General features: G+C 42.9%; 19 protein-coding genes. 11 read left to right on the forward strand and 8 right to left on the reverse strand.

The features are described from left to right. Window positions 1–795: 795 nt before the first annotated feature. Window positions 796–996, forward strand: coding sequence for a DUF2892 domain-containing protein (locus LEPTO7376_RS03230; protein ID WP_015132833.1), 201 nt, complete (start codon window positions 796–798; stop codon window positions 994–996). Between the two features lie 74 nt (window positions 997–1070). Further along, window positions 1071–1604, forward strand: a complete 534-nt coding sequence (petC, locus tag LEPTO7376_RS03235; protein WP_015132834.1) for a cytochrome b6-f complex iron-sulfur subunit — start codon at window positions 1071–1073, stop codon at window positions 1602–1604. A gap of 115 nt (window positions 1605–1719) precedes the next feature. Here the strand turns inward: petC and LEPTO7376_RS03240 are convergent, their stop codons facing one another. Next, complete coding sequence (locus LEPTO7376_RS03240) at window positions 1720–2844, reverse strand: class I SAM-dependent RNA methyltransferase (RefSeq protein WP_015132835.1); 1125 nt, start codon at window positions 2842–2844, stop codon at window positions 1720–1722. A 139-nt stretch (window positions 2845–2983) separates the two neighbouring features. Here LEPTO7376_RS03240 and LEPTO7376_RS03245 point away from each other — a divergent pair, with 139 nt between their 5' ends. From LEPTO7376_RS03245 to LEPTO7376_RS03255, 3 genes are all read left to right on the forward strand, one after another. Continuing rightward, entirely contained in the window at window positions 2984–3553 is a 570-nt protein-coding gene (locus tag LEPTO7376_RS03245; protein WP_015132836.1) for a Uma2 family endonuclease, read from the forward strand. A 105-nt stretch (window positions 3554–3658) separates the two neighbouring features. Next, window positions 3659–4126, forward strand: a complete 468-nt coding sequence (locus tag LEPTO7376_RS03250) for a MarR family winged helix-turn-helix transcriptional regulator (protein ID WP_015132837.1) — start codon at window positions 3659–3661, stop codon at window positions 4124–4126. Window positions 4127–4286: 160 nt separating this feature from the next. Continuing rightward, the gene (locus LEPTO7376_RS03255) at window positions 4287–4784 is read left to right on the forward strand and encodes a hypothetical protein (protein WP_264308966.1); all 498 of its coding nucleotides are present in this window, start codon (window positions 4287–4289) and stop codon (window positions 4782–4784) included. 22 nt (window positions 4785–4806) lie between these two features. Here LEPTO7376_RS03255 and LEPTO7376_RS03260 read toward each other — a convergent pair whose 3' ends face one another. Together LEPTO7376_RS03260 and LEPTO7376_RS24315 are read right to left on the reverse strand one after the other, a co-directional pair. After that, complete coding sequence (locus tag LEPTO7376_RS03260) at window positions 4807–5727, reverse strand: LysR family transcriptional regulator (protein WP_015132839.1); 921 nt, start codon at window positions 5725–5727, stop codon at window positions 4807–4809. Window positions 5728–5856: 129 nt separating this feature from the next. Then, a protein-coding gene (locus LEPTO7376_RS24315) for an IS1 family transposase (protein ID WP_015132840.1) occupies window positions 5857–6551 on the reverse strand; the annotation gives its coding sequence in 2 pieces (ribosomal slippage) (window positions 5857–6227 and window positions 6227–6551; 696 coding nt in all). 163 nt (window positions 6552–6714) lie between these two features. On the opposite strand from LEPTO7376_RS24315, the gene LEPTO7376_RS03270 reads away from it, so the two are divergent. Beyond that, on the forward strand, window positions 6715–7377 hold the full coding sequence (locus LEPTO7376_RS03270) for a nitroreductase family protein (RefSeq protein ID WP_264308967.1): 663 nt from the start codon (window positions 6715–6717) through the stop codon (window positions 7375–7377). Window positions 7378–7933: 556 nt separating this feature from the next. Here LEPTO7376_RS03270 and LEPTO7376_RS03275 read toward each other — a convergent pair. The 4 genes from LEPTO7376_RS03275 to LEPTO7376_RS03290 all read right to left on the reverse strand — a co-directional run bounded on the left by LEPTO7376_RS03275 (window position 7934) and on the right by LEPTO7376_RS03290 (window position 13515). After that, complete coding sequence (locus LEPTO7376_RS03275) at window positions 7934–10999, reverse strand: phycobilisome rod-core linker polypeptide (protein ID WP_015132842.1); 3066 nt, start codon at window positions 10997–10999, stop codon at window positions 7934–7936. A gap of 285 nt (window positions 11000–11284) precedes the next feature. Continuing rightward, window positions 11285–11860, reverse strand: coding sequence for a phycocyanin (locus LEPTO7376_RS03280; protein ID WP_015132843.1), 576 nt, complete (start codon window positions 11858–11860; stop codon window positions 11285–11287). A gap of 15 nt (window positions 11861–11875) precedes the next feature. Next, a complete protein-coding gene (locus LEPTO7376_RS03285) occupies window positions 11876–12622 on the reverse strand; it encodes a phycoerythrobilin:ferredoxin oxidoreductase (protein ID WP_015132844.1) in 747 nt (248 codons plus the stop codon). 110 nt (window positions 12623–12732) lie between these two features. Further along, window positions 12733–13515, reverse strand: a complete 783-nt coding sequence (locus LEPTO7376_RS03290) for a 15,16-dihydrobiliverdin:ferredoxin oxidoreductase (RefSeq protein ID WP_015132845.1) — start codon at window positions 13513–13515, stop codon at window positions 12733–12735. A gap of 359 nt (window positions 13516–13874) precedes the next feature. Here LEPTO7376_RS03290 and cpeB point away from each other — a divergent pair, with 359 nt between their 5' ends. The 3 genes from cpeB (at window position 13875) to LEPTO7376_RS23155 (ending at window position 16894) form a co-directional block, all read left to right on the forward strand. Continuing rightward, entirely contained in the window at window positions 13875–14435 is a 561-nt protein-coding gene (gene cpeB / locus LEPTO7376_RS03295; RefSeq protein WP_015132846.1) for a C-phycoerythrin subunit beta, read from the forward strand. Window positions 14436–14553: 118 nt separating this feature from the next. After that, complete coding sequence (locus tag LEPTO7376_RS03300; RefSeq protein ID WP_015132847.1) at window positions 14554–15048, forward strand: phycocyanin; 495 nt, start codon at window positions 14554–14556, stop codon at window positions 15046–15048. A 247-nt stretch (window positions 15049–15295) separates the two neighbouring features. Next, window positions 15296–16894, forward strand: coding sequence for a serine/threonine-protein kinase (locus LEPTO7376_RS23155; RefSeq protein WP_015132848.1), 1599 nt, complete (start codon window positions 15296–15298; stop codon window positions 16892–16894). Between the two features lie 142 nt (window positions 16895–17036). On the opposite strand, the gene LEPTO7376_RS03310 is transcribed toward LEPTO7376_RS23155, so the two are convergent. Then, window positions 17037–19034 carry an MASE1 domain-containing protein gene (locus tag LEPTO7376_RS03310; RefSeq protein ID WP_015132849.1) on the reverse strand — a complete coding sequence of 666 codons (1998 nt, stop codon included), beginning with the start codon at window positions 19032–19034 and terminating at the stop codon, window positions 17037–17039. A gap of 261 nt (window positions 19035–19295) precedes the next feature. Here LEPTO7376_RS03310 and LEPTO7376_RS03315 point away from each other — a divergent pair, with 261 nt between their 5' ends. Both LEPTO7376_RS03315 and LEPTO7376_RS03320 read left to right on the forward strand, forming a co-directional pair. Continuing rightward, a complete protein-coding gene (locus tag LEPTO7376_RS03315) occupies window positions 19296–19727 on the forward strand; it encodes a hypothetical protein (protein ID WP_041763133.1) in 432 nt (143 codons plus the stop codon). Between the two features lie 441 nt (window positions 19728–20168). Beyond that, window positions 20169–22136, forward strand: a complete 1968-nt coding sequence (locus tag LEPTO7376_RS03320) for a S9 family peptidase (RefSeq protein WP_015132850.1) — start codon at window positions 20169–20171, stop codon at window positions 22134–22136. Window position 22137: the final 1 nt, after the last annotated feature.

Consider the following 22137-nt stretch of genomic DNA (forward strand, 5'->3'; position numbering starts at 1 on the left):
AATAGCCGCAAATCGTCCATCATCCTAGCAAAGAACTCCTATAAGCACTCAACGGTTGCTGCCACTTAGAGCAATTGTCTGTGATGTCTTTGCTTAATTTCGCGCGTCTTTTCGGCCATCGCCCCTTATCTAACTGCGGTAATTGTTCTGTGCTCAGGAGAGCTAGCTCAGCTTCGTTTCAGTTTATTCATTGTGTTTTATCTATCAAAGTAAAACATTCATCAAGAATACTCAATTTGTCGAAATATTTTTCTCATTTTTATAATTCCTATTTTTTACTTTGGGTAACTATAAGTTCTACAAGTAATCACATCTCCAAAAATTATTGCCCAGAGGGTATTTCGGCAAAACAACAAACAATTTTGCCAAGAAAAAACAGAATTCAAAAACAATACAAATCTGAATATTTCCCTTGGAAAGATGAATTTATGCTGCAAAAAATATTTTTTATGATCTACAATTAACAGTGTGGTTAAGCAAATAAAACATTTCGCAAAAATATCTTTGCAGAACAGATTTTGGGATTGAAAATGCTATTTTTGATCCCAATATATTTAGATATTAAAGATAATCACTTGGCTATTTATTTCTGGTGATTTCATTGATTTTTTGGGACGCTAGAAATTTCTGAAAAGTCCTGAAAGCTTTTTTTTAAAGCTTTTACTTTCAAAAGATATGTCTTGAATTATTCAAAATATAAAAAGTGATTTATTTATTGTAAGCTCACAATTTTGCAATGTAGAGAAAAGAATTTTCTGGATTTTAGTGTTTATTTAATTACGGAGTGAAACTTTCATGTTTAACAATCTTGGTATGGGCGATCACCTAATTCGTATTTTCTTGGCAAGTGTTTTTGGATTTTTGGGTTTATCTATTTATGGTGGCTCTACCGTAGGTGTTGTTCTCGATTTCGCTGCTGGCATCCTCGCCTTTAGTGCCCTAGTTGGTTCCTGTATGCTCTATGGCTTATTTGGCATTAATACCCGCTCTCAATAGTTGCGATAAACCTCAATTTTTTTTGATCTTTTCAAGTTTGTTATTGTTTATTTCTCCCTACAAGGAGTTAAAAAATGGAAGACAGTTTCTCAATTGATAGTCCATCACTATCGCGCCGACAACTACTTAACTTTTTAACTGGAGCGGTTGTCGTAAGCACCGTCGCACCTGCTCTATACCCCGCTGCCAAATACTTTGTTCCTCCCCGTAAAGTTGAGGAAGATGGTTCACTCTTGGCGAAAGATATTAATGGTAATCTCATCCCGGTCAGCCAACTTCTGGCAGAAGAACCGGGCACAAGAGCTTTGGTAGCAGGACTGGCAGGGGAACCCACCTATGTCACGATTAAGGAAGATGACGCTTTGCACCCTTGGGGCATTGTGGACAATTGCACCCACCTGGGTTGTACGTTTCCGTGGAACGAAAATGACGCCCAATTTCAGTGCCCTTGCCATGGTTCTCGTTATGACTCTGAAGGTCGTGTTGTGAGAGGGCCAGCGCCGTTACCGTTGCGTCTTATCCATGTACAAATTGATGGAAAGTATATTCGTCTTGTCCCTTGGACAGAGCTAGATCCGCGCACGGGTGAAAAGCCTTGGTGGATGTAACGTTAACAGGTCTGGAGGTTGGGCGATCGCCCACTAGATAGGTGAGAGTACAGCCTCCTCAGAAGATATCAGTCAACACAAAAGTTTATTCGGTCTCCCTTCCCAGCAGCAAATCCTAGTACAGTTCGTATTTCAGCAATCGACACTCAATGCCGCCGTTATACACAACAAAACGCCGTGATGCTCGTAATCCCACTTTTTTTGCGAGGTCTGAATTGCCTGTCAGAATGTATCCTGTCCAGCCTTTAAACTTTTGTTTGAAGACATCACCAATAGTTTTGTAAAGCAACTCCAAATCCTGATCATGACCGATGCGCATTCCATAGGGAGGGTTACAAATAATCACGCCATGATCCGCTGGCGCTTCAACTTCTTCTAATGAACGACAAGTCAATTTGATTTGCTCTGCAACGCCGCAATTCTCTGCATTTGTCCAAGCTTGCTGGACAACCTCTTGATCATTATCTTGCCCAATAATTGGCTGCTGAAGTTCGTCTTTTGCCGCGTATTCAGCTTCATTAAGTAGATCTTGCCAGAGGTCTGCATCGTAGTCATGCCAATGCTGAAACCCAAAATCTCCCTGAAATAATCCCGGTGCAAAGTTCATACTTTTCAATGCACCTTCAATGAGAAATGTCCCCGAACCACATAGCGGATCGACGAGTGGTAAATCCGGCGTCCATTCGGCAAGGTCAAGTAACGCTGCAGCAAAATTTTCTTTGAGAGGCGCTTTACCCATTGCGGGACGATAACCCCGCCGATGCAAACTATGGCCAGAACTATCGAGACTTAAAATGCAACGGTTTTCGTGGATATGTGCATTAATTTGTACGTCTGGATCTTCGACATTAACGCTGGAGCGATCGCCAGTCTGGTCGCGTTGCTGATCGATGATGGCATTTTTAATTTGGAGGGCAGTGAAATGAGTGTGATTGAGCTTTTTATTTTTGCCTGTGCAATTGACCGCAATCGTTTGGTCGGGCGAGAGATATTCTGACCAATCAATACTTTGCACACCGCGATAGAGTTCTTTAACGGTAAACGCTTTGACCCGCTTAATTTGCACCAATACCCGAAAAGCTAAGCGCGACCATAAATTGACTTTATAAAGCAGACGGCGATCGCCCTGAAAATAGACACCACAATAGTCTGGTCGAATATCCTGCGCGCCCAAATTTTCGAGTTCTGTGGCTGCAATATCTTCTACACCCCGTGCCACCGTCGCGAAATATTGTTGCATTACCATTTATCGTCTGAAAATCCATGATCCAGTGTAGTGGATAAGGGCGATCGCCTCTCTTTCTGAGAGGTGGTAGTCTTCAGTAATATAGAGTTCGCAGAACCTACTTCTAAGGCAATAATCTCTTATCATTACCGCAATGTCCTGGTCTTTCACCAAAACCCAAAGATTAGCTTTATCCGGTCGCCACAGTTGGGAAGACTTTAAAGCGATTCAGTCGGTAATGGGCAAACAATTAGGACTGCGACTGACTTATTTAGACGGCGAGATTGAGTTGAAAACTAGAGGCGAATATCACGAATACATTAAGAGTATGCTCAATCTCTTTCTTAGCATTCATTTTTGGCGAGAAAAAATCGACTTTATTCCAGTGGGCAGTGCCACGCGCGAATCTGAAGAGCAATCGGTGTCCTTTGAGCCGGACGAATCGTATTATCTCGCTGAGCAGAAAGACCATCCTGACCTCGCTATCGAAATCAGTCTCCTTAGTGATGACCCCCAGACACTCGAAAAATATCAACGGCTAGGGATCCAAGAAGTGTGGATGTGGCAAGATAAGAAATTTTCTCTCTACACCTTAAACTCAGATAATTATCAAGAAATTGCAGCGAGCCAATTATTGCCCAATCTGAATTTTTCATTACTAGAAGAATGTTTACTGATGCCGTCCCGTTTGCAAGCCATTCAGAGGTTTACCGAAAATCACTAATTCGATTTTTGTTCATGGGCGATCGCCACACTGAGTCAGAAATTACAGAGATAATGGAGGCCGTAAGATGGGGAATGTGCGGTTCCAAACCTAACCATAACTATAATGTCCGATTCTTCTTCAAATGCTGATTTTATTGAACAATGGCGCCATGCCCTTGCTCCATACAACCTAGGATATAAACTCAAACTTGTATCCCAGTTGATGTATCGCGATTTTTTAGAGCGGCTAGAACCCTATGGACTGACACCATTTCATTACCTTGTCCTCTGTTGCCTCTGGGAAGAAGATGGACTCTCAACTTCCGGCATCGCCGCTAAGCTAAAGCAATTAGGGGCAACTCTTACAGGGGTAGTAGATCGGATGGAAACTCGCAATTTGGTTTATCGAGAACGGGATCCAGGCGATCGCCGCATTGTTCGTATCTGGCTGACAGAGGATGGTGTAGCCCTTAAAAATATTCTCCCAGCTATGAGCGCAGAAACGATTAGCCATGCCACCGAAAATATCCCAAAAGCTGAACAGGCAATAGTTTTAGAGGCTCTAGACCAGATCATCAAAAACTTACTTTAGAAATTTTTTCTATCTAATATTGCTTTTTTGAGAAATAGTCAATATATTAATAGTCAATGTATTAAGTAATTTGAGGCTTGAAATTTCACCAAGCCGTTTTTGATGATTATGGCCAGTGATTTAGAGAGTCTCTTGGGATGTGATTATGCCGAAGTTAAGCATGAAGCAAAGACATTGGTTGTTATCTTTCCATATTGGATTTGCGGCACTGTGGACAGGGACAGTGTCAAGTCTGTTTTTGCTGTCATTCCGCAATATGAGCTCAGACAATGCCGATATTCTGTTTGCATTGAATTCTGCGATTAATTTGCTCGATGAGTATCTTGTGATTCCTGCTGCGATTGGTTCAGTTTTGACTGCGACTTTACTCTGTTGGACGACAAATTATGGCTTTACTAAATTCTATTGGGTGATCTCGAAATGGTTTTTGACGAGTGGATTAGTGATTTTTGGGACATTTTGGTTATTTCCCTGGGGTAACGCGGCAGAGAGAATTTCAGTGACAGAAGGGTCGAATGCTTTTGCAAATTCTGTTTATGCTTTCGATGCAAAAGGAGTATTAATTGGCTCAATTATTCAGGCTGTTTTTTTACTCATGATTATTGGTATTTCCGTTATCAAGCCTTGGGGGAGAAGACCTATCAAGAAACAGAGTTGAGGGTTTGCGAGTAGAAAAAAATCTAAGGTGTACTGCCAATTTGCTTTAAACCCACAGCAGAGTGAATTGTTTCTAGCAAAGATTCGCGTAATGGTGATGGTTCTGGTTTATCTAGCCAGGCGATCGCCATTTGTATTTCAGGGACAGGGTCTTGGAGTGGAATGAATTTTACGCCGGGAGTTGCGAGAGTTCGTGAAGATGCAGGCAAGAGTGATACCCCAAAACCCGCAGCAATGAAACTCAATTTCATTGGGATATCATTAGCTTCCTGGCGAATCTGTGGCGTAAAACCATATTGTTTACAGATATCCAGTAATCGCTTTAACAGACCACAGCTACCATCATGTGGCCCAGTAACCCATAGATCTGTCGCTAAATCTTCTAGGTCGATCGTTTCAGAATTGGCAAGGGGGTGTTTCTCTGGCAAAACCGCAACTAAAGGATCACTAAATAACACTTGAAACTTTAAATCTGTCGTCGCTATCACTGGATCAAGCAATCCCACAGTAATTTTCTTTTCCCTCAGTGCTTTGACTTGTTTGCCGGAAGACATTTCTTGCAGGACTAATTCGATGCCGGGATAGCTCTGGTGAAACTGCCGAATAATTTTGAGAACAATGTCATGACGAGTCGAACTTTCAATACCCATCACAATGCGGCCAATTTTACCCTGTGCCACTTTTTGGGTGTTCTGAATTGCTTGCTCAACAGCTTGTATGATTTGTCGACATTCATCAAAAAAAGTAATTCCTGCCGGTGTCAAAGAGATTTTTCGCTTCGTTCTATCGAGTAACTGAATCCCAATTTCTTTCTCTAGATTCTGTATTTGGCGACTTAGGAGAGACTGTGCAATCCGAAGTTTTTTGGCGGCTCTTGTGAAGTTAAGTTCTTCCGCTACTGCCACAAAATAACGAATTTGTCGAAACTCAATATCATTGTTCATGTCTGAAGCGTATTATTTCCCATGTGATTCAGTATTGGGTACGATTTTCTGTGATCAATATCCTAAGTTAAAAAGCTCGTACTCTTTTGTCTATATTCAATTTGGGCGTTGGTGAATTGAGGTATGAATCTATGAGGGTCGAGGGATAGGAACATCCCAGAACTTGAGATAGTGAATCAGCAATCGAATCGAATGCTCTAACATTTCCACAGACTTTGAATAACATAAGGTCTTTCGATGGAGTCGAGCGAGATAATGCCGCAATCGAGTGTTCTCTCCTTCGACTCGAGTCATATAGGTCTTACTGATAATCTGGTCCCCATCGGGTACAAAGATGGGATAAACTTTCCAGCCATCTGTGACGTAAAAGAAGCATCTCCAGAGACTAACGATTGCCCATAGTGGCTTGAATGTCTCTGCACTTCTGTCACCAATAGTCCAAGCAAGAATACCTGGTTGAAAGTGGTCTACTGCTGTCCAGAGCCAGACCTTGTTTTTTTAGCACCGACGAATGTTTGAAGTTCATCGAGTTCCCCGACCTGAGGCATCTCTTCCGGTTCATAAGCATCAGGCAGCAATGCACCGACTTGTTTGACCCAAGTGATGACGGTAGTGTGGTGCACTCCTTTCACCCGTTCAATGGCTCGAAAGCCCATACCGTTGACATACATTTTGAGGCATTCACGTTTGAAGGCATTTGAGTAGCCGAGCTGACTATAGTGGTCGATAAACTGACGACCGCAATCTACACAGATGTGATTCTGTTTGCCTTTTTTCTTTCCGTTCTTACGGATATGAGTAGATTGGCATTCTGGACATTCCATTGAGTCAACAACCTCCATTCATACCTCTATTCTGCAACGCCTCAATTTGAAGGTATTCTCAGGATATTTGTCTTGTATTCCAACGTAATTTGCCGATCCAATGATGAGCGATCGTCTTTTAATTCGAATAGATGGGTGGTTTAAAGATTTGTCAAAATTGAGATTGGTTTGTCGTTTTTCTCTGATGATGAAGGCGATCGCCAAACCCATAGGATTAGACAAAATGGAAACGATTGAATCGATTTATCAACGCCGTGCCGTTAAGCATTACGACCCAGACTATGTGATGCCAGCCGAAGATGAACAAAAGTTGTTGGAGGCGACTATCCAAGCACCAACCAGTTTTAATATTCAGCATTGGCGCTTGGTGCTGCTGAAAGATCCTGAACTGCGCAAACAAGTCAGAGCATTAGCCTTTGATCAAGCGCAGGTCACTGATGCGTCGTTGGTAGTGGTGTTCACTGGTGATGTCAAAGCATGGGCAAAGGAACCGGAACGCTATTGGGTAAATGCTCCTGAAGCAGTTGCTGAACAATTGGTGGGAATGATTGGGCCTTTTCATGATGGTCGGGAATGGTTACAACGAGATGAGGCACAACGCTCAATTGGAATGGCCATGCAAACATTGATGCTGTCGGCTAAAGCATTGGGTTATGATTCCTGCCCGATGATTGGTTTTGATATTGATAAGGTTGCCGAACTGATTAAGCTGCCAGAGGATCACGTCATGGGACCAATGGTTGCAATCGGTAAAGGGACAAAAGCGGCTTGGCCAAAACCGGGTCAACTGCCTCTCTCTGACATTGTTAGTGAAAATTCTTTCTAGCCGAATTGTTGCGGCGATCGCCCCTTGATTTTTGGCGAAGCGACCTTACCATCTGATTTTCTATTTCTTAACCGTTTTGAAATTGCGATGAATTTATCTGACCAAATATCACCACCTAAACGGTGCGACCCCGATCAACATGTCACTACTGTGATCACCCATAGCGTTCGGGTCAGTCGAGGAGAGGTAAGAGGATTTCCGCTGCTACTCGGCAGGTGGAATTTTGTTTTGAGTCATTCCGAGCGTATTGAATAGACCAAAAGGGATTGGGTAGACAAAAAAAATTAGGCAAGTCCCCGACAAAACAGAATTTATTCTATTGCCCACTAGCTAAAGTTTTCACGCTCTAAAAAATCGTTTTTTCACTTTCTTCCTATGGCAAATTTTTTCAGTTTTTTTGCTATGGATAGTTTTTTCTGCAAATTTTTCATTGAAGGCTTTGTCTAATAAAAAGCGAGAACATAACATCGGTTACATCCTCGCTTTTTTGATTTGTTTCTTCAGATAATGCAGTCGATTAAAGGACCACAATTAAGAATTTTATGGAAGACCTACTTTACTTCTCTGCAAGTACTCTTCTAAGAAGCGCTCTCACATCGTAAACAGTTGGATTCCCCGCAGGATCATTTGCCATAAGCTGCTTTTGAAGTTTTGGCTGATTCCGTGTTGCTGTAGAGCGAGTGCTGGCAGAATTACTGTCATATAGCTCAAACATATTGGTATAACCCAATAACTGCTGACCTGTTTGGCTCTTGAAGCCACGGCAGTAAGGGACTGTATTTTCTCCAAATACCTCTAGATATTCTGCACTGTTGGTATAGGAATCAATATCCGCTGCATAACTTTCATTATCAAGGGTATTGCTATGGGCAACAGTCTCGCTATAGTCGGCAGGTGCGCGACCTAACAAGTGTAAGAAGTTAAGTTCATGGGCACGGTAGCGAGGGCTTGAGGAGATAAAGAGTGATTGATACAGATCGGATTTTGCGAGTGCATTCACAAATTCACGGACTGTAATCTCATTATTTTTGAGCTTGGACTCTAAAGTCGTCAGGCGCTCACTCTCCATAAGATGAACGTTTCCAAGGACTTGCTTGTAGATCGCGCTAATGACGAAGTCAGCTTCTTGAGCTGTGCTATTAGGTGAAAGTGTGACTGGCTCTGTCTTTGCGATAGTGTTTGCCTGATTTTCCCAAATGCTAGCTCGTTGCTCAGCAGACATGCCTCGGTAAATTGTCGCTTTATAGCTGCTTTCACCTGTATAGGCGCGGAATTGAATACCAGTGTCCTCAACAGGAATGATTGGATCAACTGCAGGAGGTTGATCCGCACTGTCTCCAGCAAAATAAAGATCGAAGGTCGTTACTTCTCCTTGGTTGACAGAGAGGCCAGAAATATCTTTGATTTCATTTTGGCGATCGCCCAACAATGCTTGATCGAGTTCTGCATAAGCACCGCGGCTGATCGATTTGTCACTAGCAGAAGCACCACGCATGACTTGATAGGCATGTGTATATCCAGTCATGGATTGCCCTGTTTGTGTTTCGTAGCCACGGAAATAAGGCACGATATAAGACCCAAAATTCTCGATATATTCATCGCTATCGAGATAGGAGTTGATTTCAGCAGTATAGCCATGCTCAACAATTAATTGAACATGGGCTGAAATCTCAGCATAATTCTCTGGGGCGCGACCGAGTAGATGTTTGAAATTCAACTCAACTGCTTTAACGTTATTGCCTTTTTCGAGGAATAGGGCACGATAACGATCTGATTGAGCTAATGCTCTCACGAAGTCCCGAACAGAGATTTGGCCACTCGTGAATGCTGACTCTAACTGTGGAGATCGCTCGCTCTCCATTAAATATGCATTGCCGAAGACTTGCTTATAGACCGCTTCAACAACAATACTCGCTTCCTCTGCTGAGCAACCAGGAATATATTCGAGTGGAGCAATTCCTGCAAACGCTTTGGTGTAAGGATCACTAATCGAAGGGATGCGTGAATCACATTCAAGCTCAACGACAGTCGATTTAATCGTTTTGGCTAACTCAAAATCTGTGGAGTTGAATGGAATAGGAACATTGATTTTGGGTGTTGCTAATAACGCTTTTGTGAGAATAGTGCGTTGACTTCCTTTCATTGTTGCGCCGACGGTGCGATCGCTACCAGAAGCGCCACTCATCAAATCGAAGAGACGATTATAGCCCGCGACATTTTTGCCAGTTTGGCTGGAATAGCCCACATAATAAGGAACTGTGTCATCACCAAAGTTTTGAAGATATTCTTCGCTATCAAAGTAAGACTTCAATTCTGCGGCAAGACCTTCCTGTTCCAGAATCGCGAGATGAGCTGCAACTTCTTGGAAATCGTTAGGAGCGCGACCAAGGAAATGCTTGATATTTAGTTCGACAGCTCTAGCATTGGTGCAGTCATCGAAGAAGAGCGAGCGATAATGCTCAGACTGTGCCAGCTGACCAATGAATTCTCGTACCGTAATATTGCCTTGGGTAAGTTGGGATTCAGCAGTGAGCGATCGCTGGCTTTCCATGAGATGGACATTACCGAAGACTTGCTTATAAGCCGCACGAATAACAATGTCAACTTCTCCAGTGCCTGCACCGGAATATAACTTAACTGGTTGGCTCTTGCGGGCTGCAGGGAATGCAGCAGACGCTTCACGAGCTTGATATTGCTGTAACCATGTCGTAGGGGAAACGCTAGTACTTGCCTGGGCGGACTGTGACGATCCCGCAAAACGCTCAGGATTGTAGCCTAGTGTTGTCAAATCAAGATCCTGAAACTCTGCGTCTAGATCAACACTCTTTACTGGAGTCGTTAAAGGAACAGAATCAGGAACACTAGATAAAGGCGAGATAGCTGTTGCTTGATTACTCAGAACAGCACTTTGCAATTGAGGAGAGGCTGGATCTTCTACCGATTTATCACTACTAGAGGCTCCTCTGAGCATCTGGTAAGAATGGGTATAGCTGGTTAAAGTCTTACCTGTTTGGCTGGCATAGCCACGGTAATAAGGTACAAACGCCGAGCCAAAATTCTGATAGTATTCATCGCTATCGAGATAAGAATCAATCTCAGCTTCATAGCCCTCTTCTGCCAAAATTTGGATATGTTCAGAAATCTCAGCAGAATTCTCTGGGGCACGACCTAGTAGGTGTTTGAAATTTAGTTCAATTGCCCGTAGATTTGTGCAATTGTCAAAAAATAAAGTCCGATACCGATCAGACTTTGCTAGCACACGAATAAATTCTAAGACGCTGATACTGCCATTGCGGAGCTGTGACTCAGCATAAGCAGAACGTTCACTGTCCATGACATGGGCATTACCAAAGACCTGTATGTAAGCAGCCCGAATCACTACATCCGCATTATCTCGAGACCTAGGGTTAACGAGTTCTACCGCCTCAACATCAGCAAAAGCATTGAGATATTTATCACTGACTTCTGTCGGTTGAGGAGGCAACTCACGAATTGGCTCCTTCGCTTTAGTTTTCTTCTCTTCTCTAACGACTAGAGTTGCTGCTAAATCAAAACCATCTGGATTGAATTTTGTCCGGTTATTCTTGAGCAGTGCAGGACGAAATAACGCATTATTGATCATCGGTGACTGTGCTTTCTCTACTAAACGGGTCTTTTAAAAATGACGTTTGTATGTTGAAATGCCTGATGATTCGGGCAGATCTGCCATAAACATTCATAGGATTATAGGTAATTGTGAAGCATTTCCTATTAAAAATTCATAAATGTTTTGGTAATGCCTTTCGTGTTTACTTGCTTGGAAAAGCGCTTGATTTTGATTGTTTTTTGAGCAGACGGATAAGAGCGAGATTTTATCTCACCTATATCTTCGAACAAATTATTGATTCAGTTGGTGGCTCACGTCAAATTAGCGTCGTGAGAATTGCTGAAGTTGGGTGAGTAAATGATCAAAGGATTGGGCGAACTTAATATCTACATCTTTTTCGACATAGGAGAGGCTAACGGTCTTTAAACCTTGTATGCCGCAGAGCATTGCTGGCAGCGGAACCTTTAACTCTTGATAAAGCTGCTCCATAAAACCGAGTCCGGCTTTACTTGTGTAGTCCGTACGATCTGTGGTGATGCCATAGGTGACACAGCGTAAAAAATGCCAGAAATCCCGCCAGCAGGCATCTGCCCGAAAGGCTGGGTATAACTCACCTCCTTCGTCGGTAATTCCTGGAAATTCAGCGAGAACGTTGACCCGAGCCTGAGACACAATGTTTGTGGCGTTGTCCCGTAGTGATTTGGCGATCGCCGCGGACTTTTCCAGACTGGGCGCAGCTTGCAAAATCACCTCAAAATCAGCATCAGTTAAATATCGACTTTCATCATCTGCTGCTTGAAACACCGCAATTAGTTCCGGTGGGTAACTATCAGTCCATGTTTCAAAACTGACAATGCGCGCTTTGGTAATAAGTTCCTTTACCTTGGGGCTTAGCATTTTTCCTCCTGAAATCTAGGCGGCGATCGCCAACTTTCTTTCGAGGTCAAACAAAAAGCCGTGGATATATTCTTCCGTCCACTCAGCACCATAGAATCTAGTCAACATTCCCCGTGCTGGATCCTTCTCTGCTCGATAATTTACGTAACTGAGTTGTGCCTCTTTGATTTTTTCTAATGACGGTCGATCAGTAACAGGTTCGGCTGCCTCAACCAAATCAAGATAAGCATTGAGATAATCTTTGAATGCCCCAAATACATGAGTCTCTACCGCATCGGGAGCGGTCGGTCTTGTCCAGAGAAATGCGGGAGAAAAATACGCCTTTGCTTCCTCCGGGAAATCGCCACCCCAAGGCAAATCCTCTTGGTATTTTTCGAAGATGGGCATTACTGGATCGCTATAACGGGCGCGATACTCATCTGTGTGAAAGAGTGGCTGCATATCAATTGCAATCAGTGGACCACCAGGTAAGGTCACCAAATCCGCGCCAAAAAAGGGTAAATCATACTTGAGGTCAGGAAAAATCACGAAATTCAAGACCTGACAAGCCATGCCACCTTCAACGTGAGCCGCTCGAATTTGCCGTAATTTCTCGGTGCGAAAACCATGGCTCGTGGTGACCACATGGGCTTCCCGTTTTCCTTTTCCCACCGTTGCTTCATTACGATCAAACCCTTCTGGAATCGGATAAGGCTCTAAATCTGGCAGGCGATCGCCCATCACTTTTTCCGCATAATCAAGAAAAGGCTGATAAATAGACATTTTAAAAAATTTTATAAAGTGAAATAGATAATAAAAATTGCCCAAAAATAAAAAGGGCAAGAAGAAAAAAGTGAAAGCGTTAGCAAATTTTGAAGATAGGGAACCGCAAATTAAACATTAGCTGTTTGTTCTGACTCTGACTCTGATGCTGAATCCGTCTCAATTTCTGCCTTTGCCGACTCTGATGGAGTGGACTCTTCAAACAAAAACTCATGTAAAAATTGCTCAGACCACTCATGTCCGAAATAGCTATTAAACAAACCAGCTGCTGGATCTCGATCCGCACTGTACTGGTCATAATCTTTGTGCGCCTGAGTGATTTTGGCAATCCGCTCTGGATCATCTGTGGGCTTCAGATTCTTCAGCATGGTGCAATACAGATCTAAATACTCTTTAAATGCGGGCAATAAACTGTTCACTACCGTATCCGCATCTGTCTTCGCAAAAAGTAGATAAGGAGAAAAATATTGTGCCGCATCATAGAAACGCATCGGTAAATCCTGCGCCAACTCGTCATAGCGATCGCGAATTGCCTTAACGGGCTCAATGTACTTCTCCATATAACCTTCATCTCGAAAGAGAGGCTGGAAGTCGAGCACCACTAAAATTTTCTTTTGACCAAACGCAAGAAAATCAATCCCAAGCAACGGCATATCGTAACCATAGGAAGGATAAAGCACACTATTAAAGATCTGTGCCATCTTACCTGCGTTGATATATGTGTAGCGAATCTTGCGAAGCTCCGGCGACTGATAACACCAACTTTCGATCATCGCTGGATTTTTGCCGCGCTTGCTCATCTGAAACTCGAGTTCAGGGTCAATTGGACGACTCTTTAGCTCGAAGCGGCTAAATAACTCTTGCTCTAAATGTCTAAGAAAAGGCTGAAACATGAACTTCGTCCAATGGGCATAAATGGGACAGTTAACTTGCTGCCAAGTATATGAGATGCCATCCGGTCGATTCGGCCGCCTTTTGAGAAAGCAACATTTCGTAATGTGTTTTCGCCTAGTTTTTTACAATTCCAGGAAGATGGCCGAGATGCCGAAAAAGCCTTTAAAACAAGACGTTTGCTTGTGTCGTACTTGGAGTGGATTAGGTAGCAAATGTTACGAAAGGTTTCTTTGTCTCTCAAAAAAGCGCCGTAAATCTCATTTCAGTTTTATTCTCATTTCAGTTGGTTCGCAACGACGACTAACTAAAACTTTTTTTAAAGTCAATTTTGTTCAAATACCTATAGAGGAGAGCTCAAATGCTTGACGCTTTTTCTAGAGCAGTTGTTACTGCTGATAGCAAGACTACAGCAATTGGTGGTGGCGATCTCGCTGCACTCAAAGAATTTATCGCTTCCGGTAACCGTCGCTTAGACGCAGTTAGCGCAATCGCTTCCAACGCTAGTTGCATGGTTTCCGATGCAATCGCTGGCATGATTTGTGAGAACACTGGTCTCATCCAAGCTGGTGGTAACTGCTACCCTAACCGTCGCATGGCTGCTTGTCTCCGTGATGGCGAAATCGTTCTTCGTTATGTAAGCTACGCGCTTCTCGCTGGTGACGCTTCCGTTCTTGAAGACCGTTGCTTAAACGGCCTCAAGGAAACTTACACTGCTCTTGGTGTACCTCTTCAGTCCACTGCACGTGCAGTAGGCATCATGAAGGCTCAAGCTGCTGCTCACATTCAGGACAATCCTAGTGAAGCTCGTGCAGGCGCTCGTCTTCGTAAAATGGGTTCTCCCGTTGTTGAAGATCGTTGTGCAAGCCTCGTTGCAGAAGCTGGTAGCTACTTCGACCGCGTTGTTGCAGCTCTTAGCTAACAACCCCTATAGCCGAATTGGTTATAGCTCTTCGTTTTAATTTTGGGTCTGAGTTCCAAGCTCTGAATTCCGACCACATATAAATCAAATCAAGTCAAAACTAAAGGATAGTAAAGACATGAAATCCGTTGTTACTACTGCGATCGCTGCTGCTGATGCTGCAGGTCGTTTTCCCTCTTCTTCCGATCTTGAGTCCGTTCAAGGTTCCATCCAGCGCTCTGCTGCTCGTCTAGAAGCTGCTGAAAAGCTTGCTGGCAACATCGACGCAGTTGCTAAAGAAGCTTACGATGCTTGCATCAAGAAGTACCCTTACCTCAATGATTCAGGTCAGGCTAACTCCACTAACACTTACAAAGAGAAGTGCCAACGCGACATCAAGCACTACCTCCGTCTTATCAACTACAGCCTCGTAGTTGGTGGTACTGGTCCTCTTGATGAGTGGGGAATTGCTGGTCAACGTGAAGTTTACCGTGCACTCAACCTTCCTACTGCTCCTTACGTTGAAGCTCTTAGCTTTGCTCGTAACCGTGGTTGTACTCCTCGTGACCTTTCTGTACAGGCTCTCACTGAGTACAATGCACTTCTTGACTACGTTATCAACTCCTTGTCCTAAGTCATTGAGACAAGATTTGATCGCTTAAGGTCAGTCATTAAGGTTTTTTGAAAACCTAATTTAGAAACCCTTAGTTCTGTGTTTGCCGATGTTTTGGTGAATTATGAACTCAGGGTTTCTTTGTTTTTAGCAATAATTGAAATCTGTTAGGTCTTGGTGATTATTCAATTATCCGACAAAGTATTTCAATGAATTTGAGTCAAATTATGATCAAAGGTAGTTTTTTGACTAATGGCATAGGGTTTACATGGCTACACCAACAATTATTTCAGGTCGCTACAAGGTTATTCGAGAGCTAGGTAGTGGTGGTTTTGGTGTCACTTTTCTTGCAGAAGATACTCACTTGCCATCACAACGCATTTGTGTCATTAAAAAGTTAAAGCCTTTGCAACAAAAGCCTGACATTGCTCAGCTAGTGAAAGAACGTTTTAAGCGTGAGGCTGTTGTTTTAGAAGAATTAGGAACTCATCCACGGATTCCACAGCTATTCGCTTATTTTGAAGAAGCGGAAGAATTCTATCTTGTCCAAGAATATGTCCAAGGCCAGACTCTCGAAGATGTCGTTCGGCAAGCTGGTGTTCAGCCGGAAGATGCTGTTAAGCAAATCTTGCTCGATATCCTAGAAATTATTGAATTTATCCAGATCAAAAAGATTATTCATCGTGACATTAAACCGGAAAATGTCATTCTCCGAGCAGCTGATCGAAAACCGATTTTGATTGATTTTGGCGCAGTGCGCGAGATTATGGGGACGCAGTTGTTAACCAGTAGTGGTTCGACTAGTTCGATTGTGATTGGGACGCCTGGTTTTATGCCTGCCGAGCAAGCATCTGGCCGACCTGTATTTTCGAGCGATTTGTATGCTCTTGCTTTGACCATGATCTATTTATTGACTGGACACTATCCGCAAAATTTCCCCCATGATCCAATGACAGGAGAATTGGATTGGAGTAGCCAGTATCATTTCAGCCCAGATTTTGTGGCTCTACTGAATAAGGCAATTCACACGAATCAAAGGGAACGTTTTCTAACTGCCTCTGCTATGAAACAAGCATTACTCGAACCGCCAGAACTACAAGACCATACTGCACCAACGGTTGCTACGCCGCAAACATCTCCACTACCAGAAACTGTTGTTAAGCCGACAGCTCAGCCATTATCTCGAAGAATTTCACCGCTACAGCGTTGGATTGCTATTGCTGGAATTTTTGTGTTTAGTTCAATTGGCGGGTTGACTTATTTGCAATTGCAGCGAGCTGAAGGTGAGAGTGAACAGGAAATATTTGTTTCAGGGACATCAGAGTCTGAAACAACGCCAGAGATAGATACTGAGCAACTTAATTCTGATTCTGAACCGACAATGAAAGAGCCGACTGTTGGGCAAAAGACTCCATTAGCACCAGAAGAATCCCCGGTTGTGATTGTTCCTAAGGTTCGTCAATCCAGAGAACTTGCTGTTGTATTTGAGCCACCTTCAAATGTGCGTGTGTCTCCCAACGGCACAATTCTATGCGCTATCAATAACCAAGCAACAATTAATATCTATGATGCCTCTGGTGATTGGTATGAAACGGATGCTTGCGGTGCGATGGGAGTAATCCATATTAGTCAAATTAAATGGCAAGATGCTCAAGCTGCGGCGATCGCCCCCCAACTATCTGAGACAGGCGTGGCACTTGTGTTCGACCCTCCTTCTAATATTCGTGAATCTCCAAAAGGCAATATTTTGTGTGCTGTTGAGGCTGTCACCCATATTAATATTTTCAATTCAAGTGGAGAGTGGTTTGAGACAGATTTCTGTGGGGTTATGGGGGTAATTCACTCTAGTCAACTGACGTTTCAATAATCGGTATTCAGCTAGGACTCTTCCTAGACTGAAGATGTATCCTTTCCCTTTTATCTCACAGCAATTTCAGAAGAGTGAGAGGCCTTTCCTTGCTGAATTTTGTGAGTCCAATCCTAAATTTAAGATGCTTGATTTCTTGCAGTTAATCGAGAATTTGATTGTAAGGGATTTCAATAACGAAACTGCTGCCTTGTCCGATTCTTGACTCACACCATAACTTCCCACTATGGCGTTCTGTAATAATTTGGTAGCTCATCGAAAGACCTAAACCAGTGCCTTTGCCGATCGGCTTTGTTGTAAAAAATGGGTCAAATAATTTTGATTGGATCTCCTTTGGAACCCCCATTGCATTATCAGTAATGCGAATTTGTACCTGTTGATCTGTGGTCAAAGATGTTTCAATACAAATCTGTGGTTGGGTCGTATCACTTTCTTCTAAAGCATCAATAGCATTGGTCAATAAATTCATAAAGACTTGATTGAGTGAGCCTGCATCACAAGCTACTAATGGTAAATCACCATATTCCTGAACGATGGCGATCGCCTGTTTTTTGCTATCTTTCGAAATAAATCGGTGTTGCAAAATAGTGAGTGTGCTGTCTAAACCTTCATGGATATCAACCTCTTTAAAATTAGCCTCATCTAAACGAGAAAAATTGCGTAAAGACCCAACAATACGTGTAATGCGGTTAGTTCCGATTTCCATGGACTTTAGGAGTTTTGGGATATCCTCTTTTACAAAATCAAATTCTAAAGATTCTAGCTCTTGCTCTAGTTGAGCTGGAGCCTTTGGAAAATGCTTCGCATATAAACTGGGTAGTTTTAATAAATCATCGATGTACTCTGATAGATATCGCAAATTACCCACAATAAAACTAGTTGGATTATTAATCTCATGGGCGATGCCTGCCACCATTTGACCTAAGGCAGACATCTTTTCACTTTGAATCATCTGAAGTTGAGTTTGTTTTAGAGTCTTTAGTGTGTCTTTTAAAGCATCGTTTTTATGGTTTAACTCTAGGTTTTTATGATTTAATTCTTCAGTTCTTTTTTGAACGCGACTCTCTAAGCTTTGATTGGTTTTTGCGAGTTCTAAAAAAGCCATGTTTAACCGTGTTTCTGCTTGGGTACGCTCTTTATTAATTGCTGTAAAGACTAAGACTGTGAGTGTGATTACCGCAATAAATGATTGCAATTGAGTTAATGCTTGATTGAGATCCCCTGTGATAAAACTGCCTTTCCCATTCACTGTAGCAACGATGGCAAATGATGCGACGGTAAAGGTGAGGATTGCGGCTTGAAATTGTCCAAATCGAAATGCTGATAACAGTAATAGAGGGATCAAAACATACTCTAGGTTATACCCTCCTTCAAAGGAAATAATACTGATCAAACCTAATAGGCTAATTAATAAAAATGGCTCGATAATCAACAGGAATTTATAGGTTTTATACTTTTCTTTTAGCTGAGTCTTTTGCTTGGTAAATAAAGATGCTTCCCAGCCAACTAATAAAGTGAATATTTTCCAAAAAGACTTTTCTTTAAGTTGCTTTCTTTGTTGAAAAAAATATTGTCCACTTAATAGAATAGGGGTGACAATAAAAATGCCAGAAACATTGGAAATCCACCAAGTGAGCCAGACTGAAAGGTAGGCTTCCCAAGGTACTTTTTGGCTTAGTGCGAGACAGGTTACACCCACTGTTGCATTAATAACAGGTCCTGCCATTCCGGCTAAAACTAAAAATCTAAAGACGTCGGGAATATGAGCGAAAGGATAACGATTATGAGTGGTCTTTTTTAGGAGGTATGTGCCAAACCATGTTCCTAAACTCGTGCCGAGAGCAATGCCAATCACTGGAAAAATAGAGATCACTAAAGACAGTAGATTGCTTGTATCGCGAAATGCCCAGAAATTGGCGAAAAAAGATCCTAAGAAAACTCCAAGGCTCATCCATTTCCCGAATAGCATCATTGCTCCGACTGCAATGCCATCGGGAGGCCAGACGGGGGTGACATTCTGAGGGGTTGCAGCTAATGTGCGGGATAGCTCTGCGAGGCCGTAATAGGCGATCGCCAACAGCAGAATACCGAGCAGGCGCTGTAGTGACTTAGGAAAAGTTGCTGTTTTGGGCTGAGGCATTAAAGACTACCGTTATCGCACAATGTCAACTGGAGCTAACAATTTATTGTGACCTATTTTTTGACGATATTGTAATAATTCCACTTTAAGAAAAGACTTACGACATCAAGGTATTAAGGGGATTGGGATAAAATGGCAAAGCTGTATTTTGTTCATTTTTATCCGCATGACTACTCCCCAAACTGTCGCCTATGGTGCTTGGCGATCGCCGATCACTTCTGACCTCATTGTGTCGAGCAGTATTGGGTTACGGACAGTGGCATGGGTGGGGATATGCTCTACTGGCTGGAAGGTCGCCCACAGGAAAAGGGTCGCAGTGTTTTGGTGCGGCGCAATGGAGATGGTTCGGCCACAGATATTACGCCCAAGGATTTTAATGTGCGGACGCGGGTGCATAAATATGGCGGTGGCGCGTTCCTGATTACCGACGATGAGACAATTTATTTTTCTAATGATGGCGATCACCGGGTTTATGTCCAAACGAAGGGCGTAGAACCTCAAGTCTTAACGCCAGAAAACCAACGCAGATATGCCGATTTCATTTTGGATGCCGCTCACAATCGCTTGATTTGCGTCAGCGAAGATCACGCTGGTGATGGCCATGAACCTAAAAATGACATTGTGGCGATCGCCAATCTTCATAGATTTGATGACGTTACAGTCGTTATAAGAATGTTGATAATGTGTAAGTAAAAAGTAGAGAGGTAAGCAATGGATGTATCACAAGTTCGAGCTTATGTTATTGAACGTCTCATTTATTTAGAAAGCGTTGTTGATAACATTCTTATTTCAGAAATCAAGCCGTCGTCTGAACGTCAAGAATTTGTCAAAGATATTTTGTTGAATTCGGCAATCATTTCCACAGCTTCCAAATTTAAACTGATTAGACATTTGATTGCCCTTAATGATTGGCCAGATACCAAATCACATAACTTCCACCAGTTACTACAAATTCGTAATCAATTTGCCCATGCTTCAGAAAAGCAAACAATACATATCAACGTAAAAACAGTCGATACTTCACAAGAGTCTGTAAATGTTGAGACTTTTTTCTATCTTGATTCACTTGATGGAAAAGGCAGCATACAAAAAACTGAGTATAGAGAAGCTCTAACAAGATTTAATGATTGTTATATGAAAGTTCGAGAGGTACTACACAAGATTAGAGACATTACAAACATAAAATCATCTTCATATGGTTCTTGGCGATCGCCGATCACATCTGATCTCATTGTGTCGAGCAGTATTGGGTTGCGGACAGTGGCATGGGCTGGGGAAACGCTTTATTGGCTAGAAGGTCGCCCCCAAGAAAAAGGCCGTAGTGTTTTGGTACGGTTAAATACTGATGGCTCAGAGCAAGATATTACGCCAGCGGGCTTCAATGTTCGGACGCGAGTGCATGAATATGGCGGTGGGGCGTTTCTGATTACCGACAATGAGATGATCTATTTTTCTAATGATAGCGATCGCCGAGTTTACATACAGAAAAAAGACGCAGAGCCAACAGTTTTAACGTCTGAAAATCAGCGACGCTATGCGGACTTTATTTTGGATGCCGCTCACAATCGTTTGATTTGCGTCAGTGAAGATCACGCTGGTGATGGCCATGAACCTAAAAATGACATTGTGGCGATCGCCTTGGATTCTGGTGAGATTAGCATTTTAGTTGAAGGTAATGATTTCTATACGTCGCCGCGCTTGTCTCCCGATGGCAAAACCTTGGCTTGGGTCAGTTGGGATCATCCTGATATGCCTTGGGACAATTCCAAGCTGTGGATTGCAGACATTGCAAAAGATGCCAGCTTAGGTGAGAAACAATTAATTGCTGGTGGCGAGGAAGAATCAGTTGTTGAACCTCGTTGGTCACCTGATGGCACTTTATATTTCAGCAGTGATAGAAGTGGCTATTGGAATTTTTATCGAGTAGTGGATGACGAAGTGGAGGCTGTTTATTCTGCCGAAGCGGAATTTGGTTATCCTCATTGGGTATTTTGCGAATCGATTTTAGGCTTTGCAGATGTGAAAACTTTGGTCTGCACCTATAACGACCATGGCACTTGGAAACTCGCGAAGATTGATACCGAAACAAAAAGCTTAGAGGCGATCGCCGTTCCCTATAGCAGTATTAGCTATTTACAGGTGAGTGGCCAGAAGATCGCATTTATTGGTGGTTCGGCGACATTACCCACAGCAGTTGTAACCTTCGATTTAGCGACGGGTGAAACCACTAGAGTAAAAGAAGCCAGCACGTTACAAGTTGATCAAGGCTATTTGTCGAAACCGCAACCGATTGAATTTCCCACTGAAAATGGCTTAACTGCTCATGCTTGGTATTATCCGCCCACTAACAAAGATTTCTCTGCTCCAGAAAACGCTGTACCGCCTCTTCTCGTTAAAAGTCATGGTGGCCCCACTGCAATGGCAGGTTCGAGTTTGAGCTTACGGATTCAATATTGGACAAGTCGCGGTTTTGCATTTGTGGACGTGAACTACGGTGGCAGCACTGGTTATGGCAGCAAGTATCATCAACGGCTCGATGGCAACTGGGGCATTGTCGATGTGCAGGACTGTGTCAATGTCGCCAAATATCTCGTCGAAAAAGGTTTAGCAGACTCTGAAAAATTGGCGATCGCCGGAGGAAGTGCGGGAGGTTATACAACTCTGGCAGCGTTGACTTTCTACGATACTTTCAATGCAGGGGCGAGTTACTATGGCATTTCCGATTTAGAAGTTTTGGCAACCGATACCCACAAATTTGAAGCCCGTTACCTCGACCGACTCATCGGCAAATATCCCGAAGAAAAAGATAAGTATGTAGCGCGATCGCCCATCCATTTCACAGAGAAATTATCTTGTCCTGCGATTTTCTTCCAAGGCTTAGAAGACAAAGTTGTGCCTCCCAACCAAGCTGAAATGATGGTAGATGCCATTAAAGCGAAAGGTCTACCTGTTGCCTATGTACCCTTTGAAGGGGAGCAACATGGATTCCGCCAAGCTGCCAATATCAAAAAAGCGCTGGACAGTGAATTCTATTTTTACTCGCAGGTTTTTGGTTTCATTCCCGCAGAGGATATCGAACCTGTCGAAATCATGAACCTCTAAA

It is taken from the genome of [Leptolyngbya] sp. PCC 7376 (assembly GCF_000316605.1).
GTDB lineage: Bacteria > Cyanobacteriota > Cyanobacteriia > Cyanobacteriales > MRBY01 > MRBY01.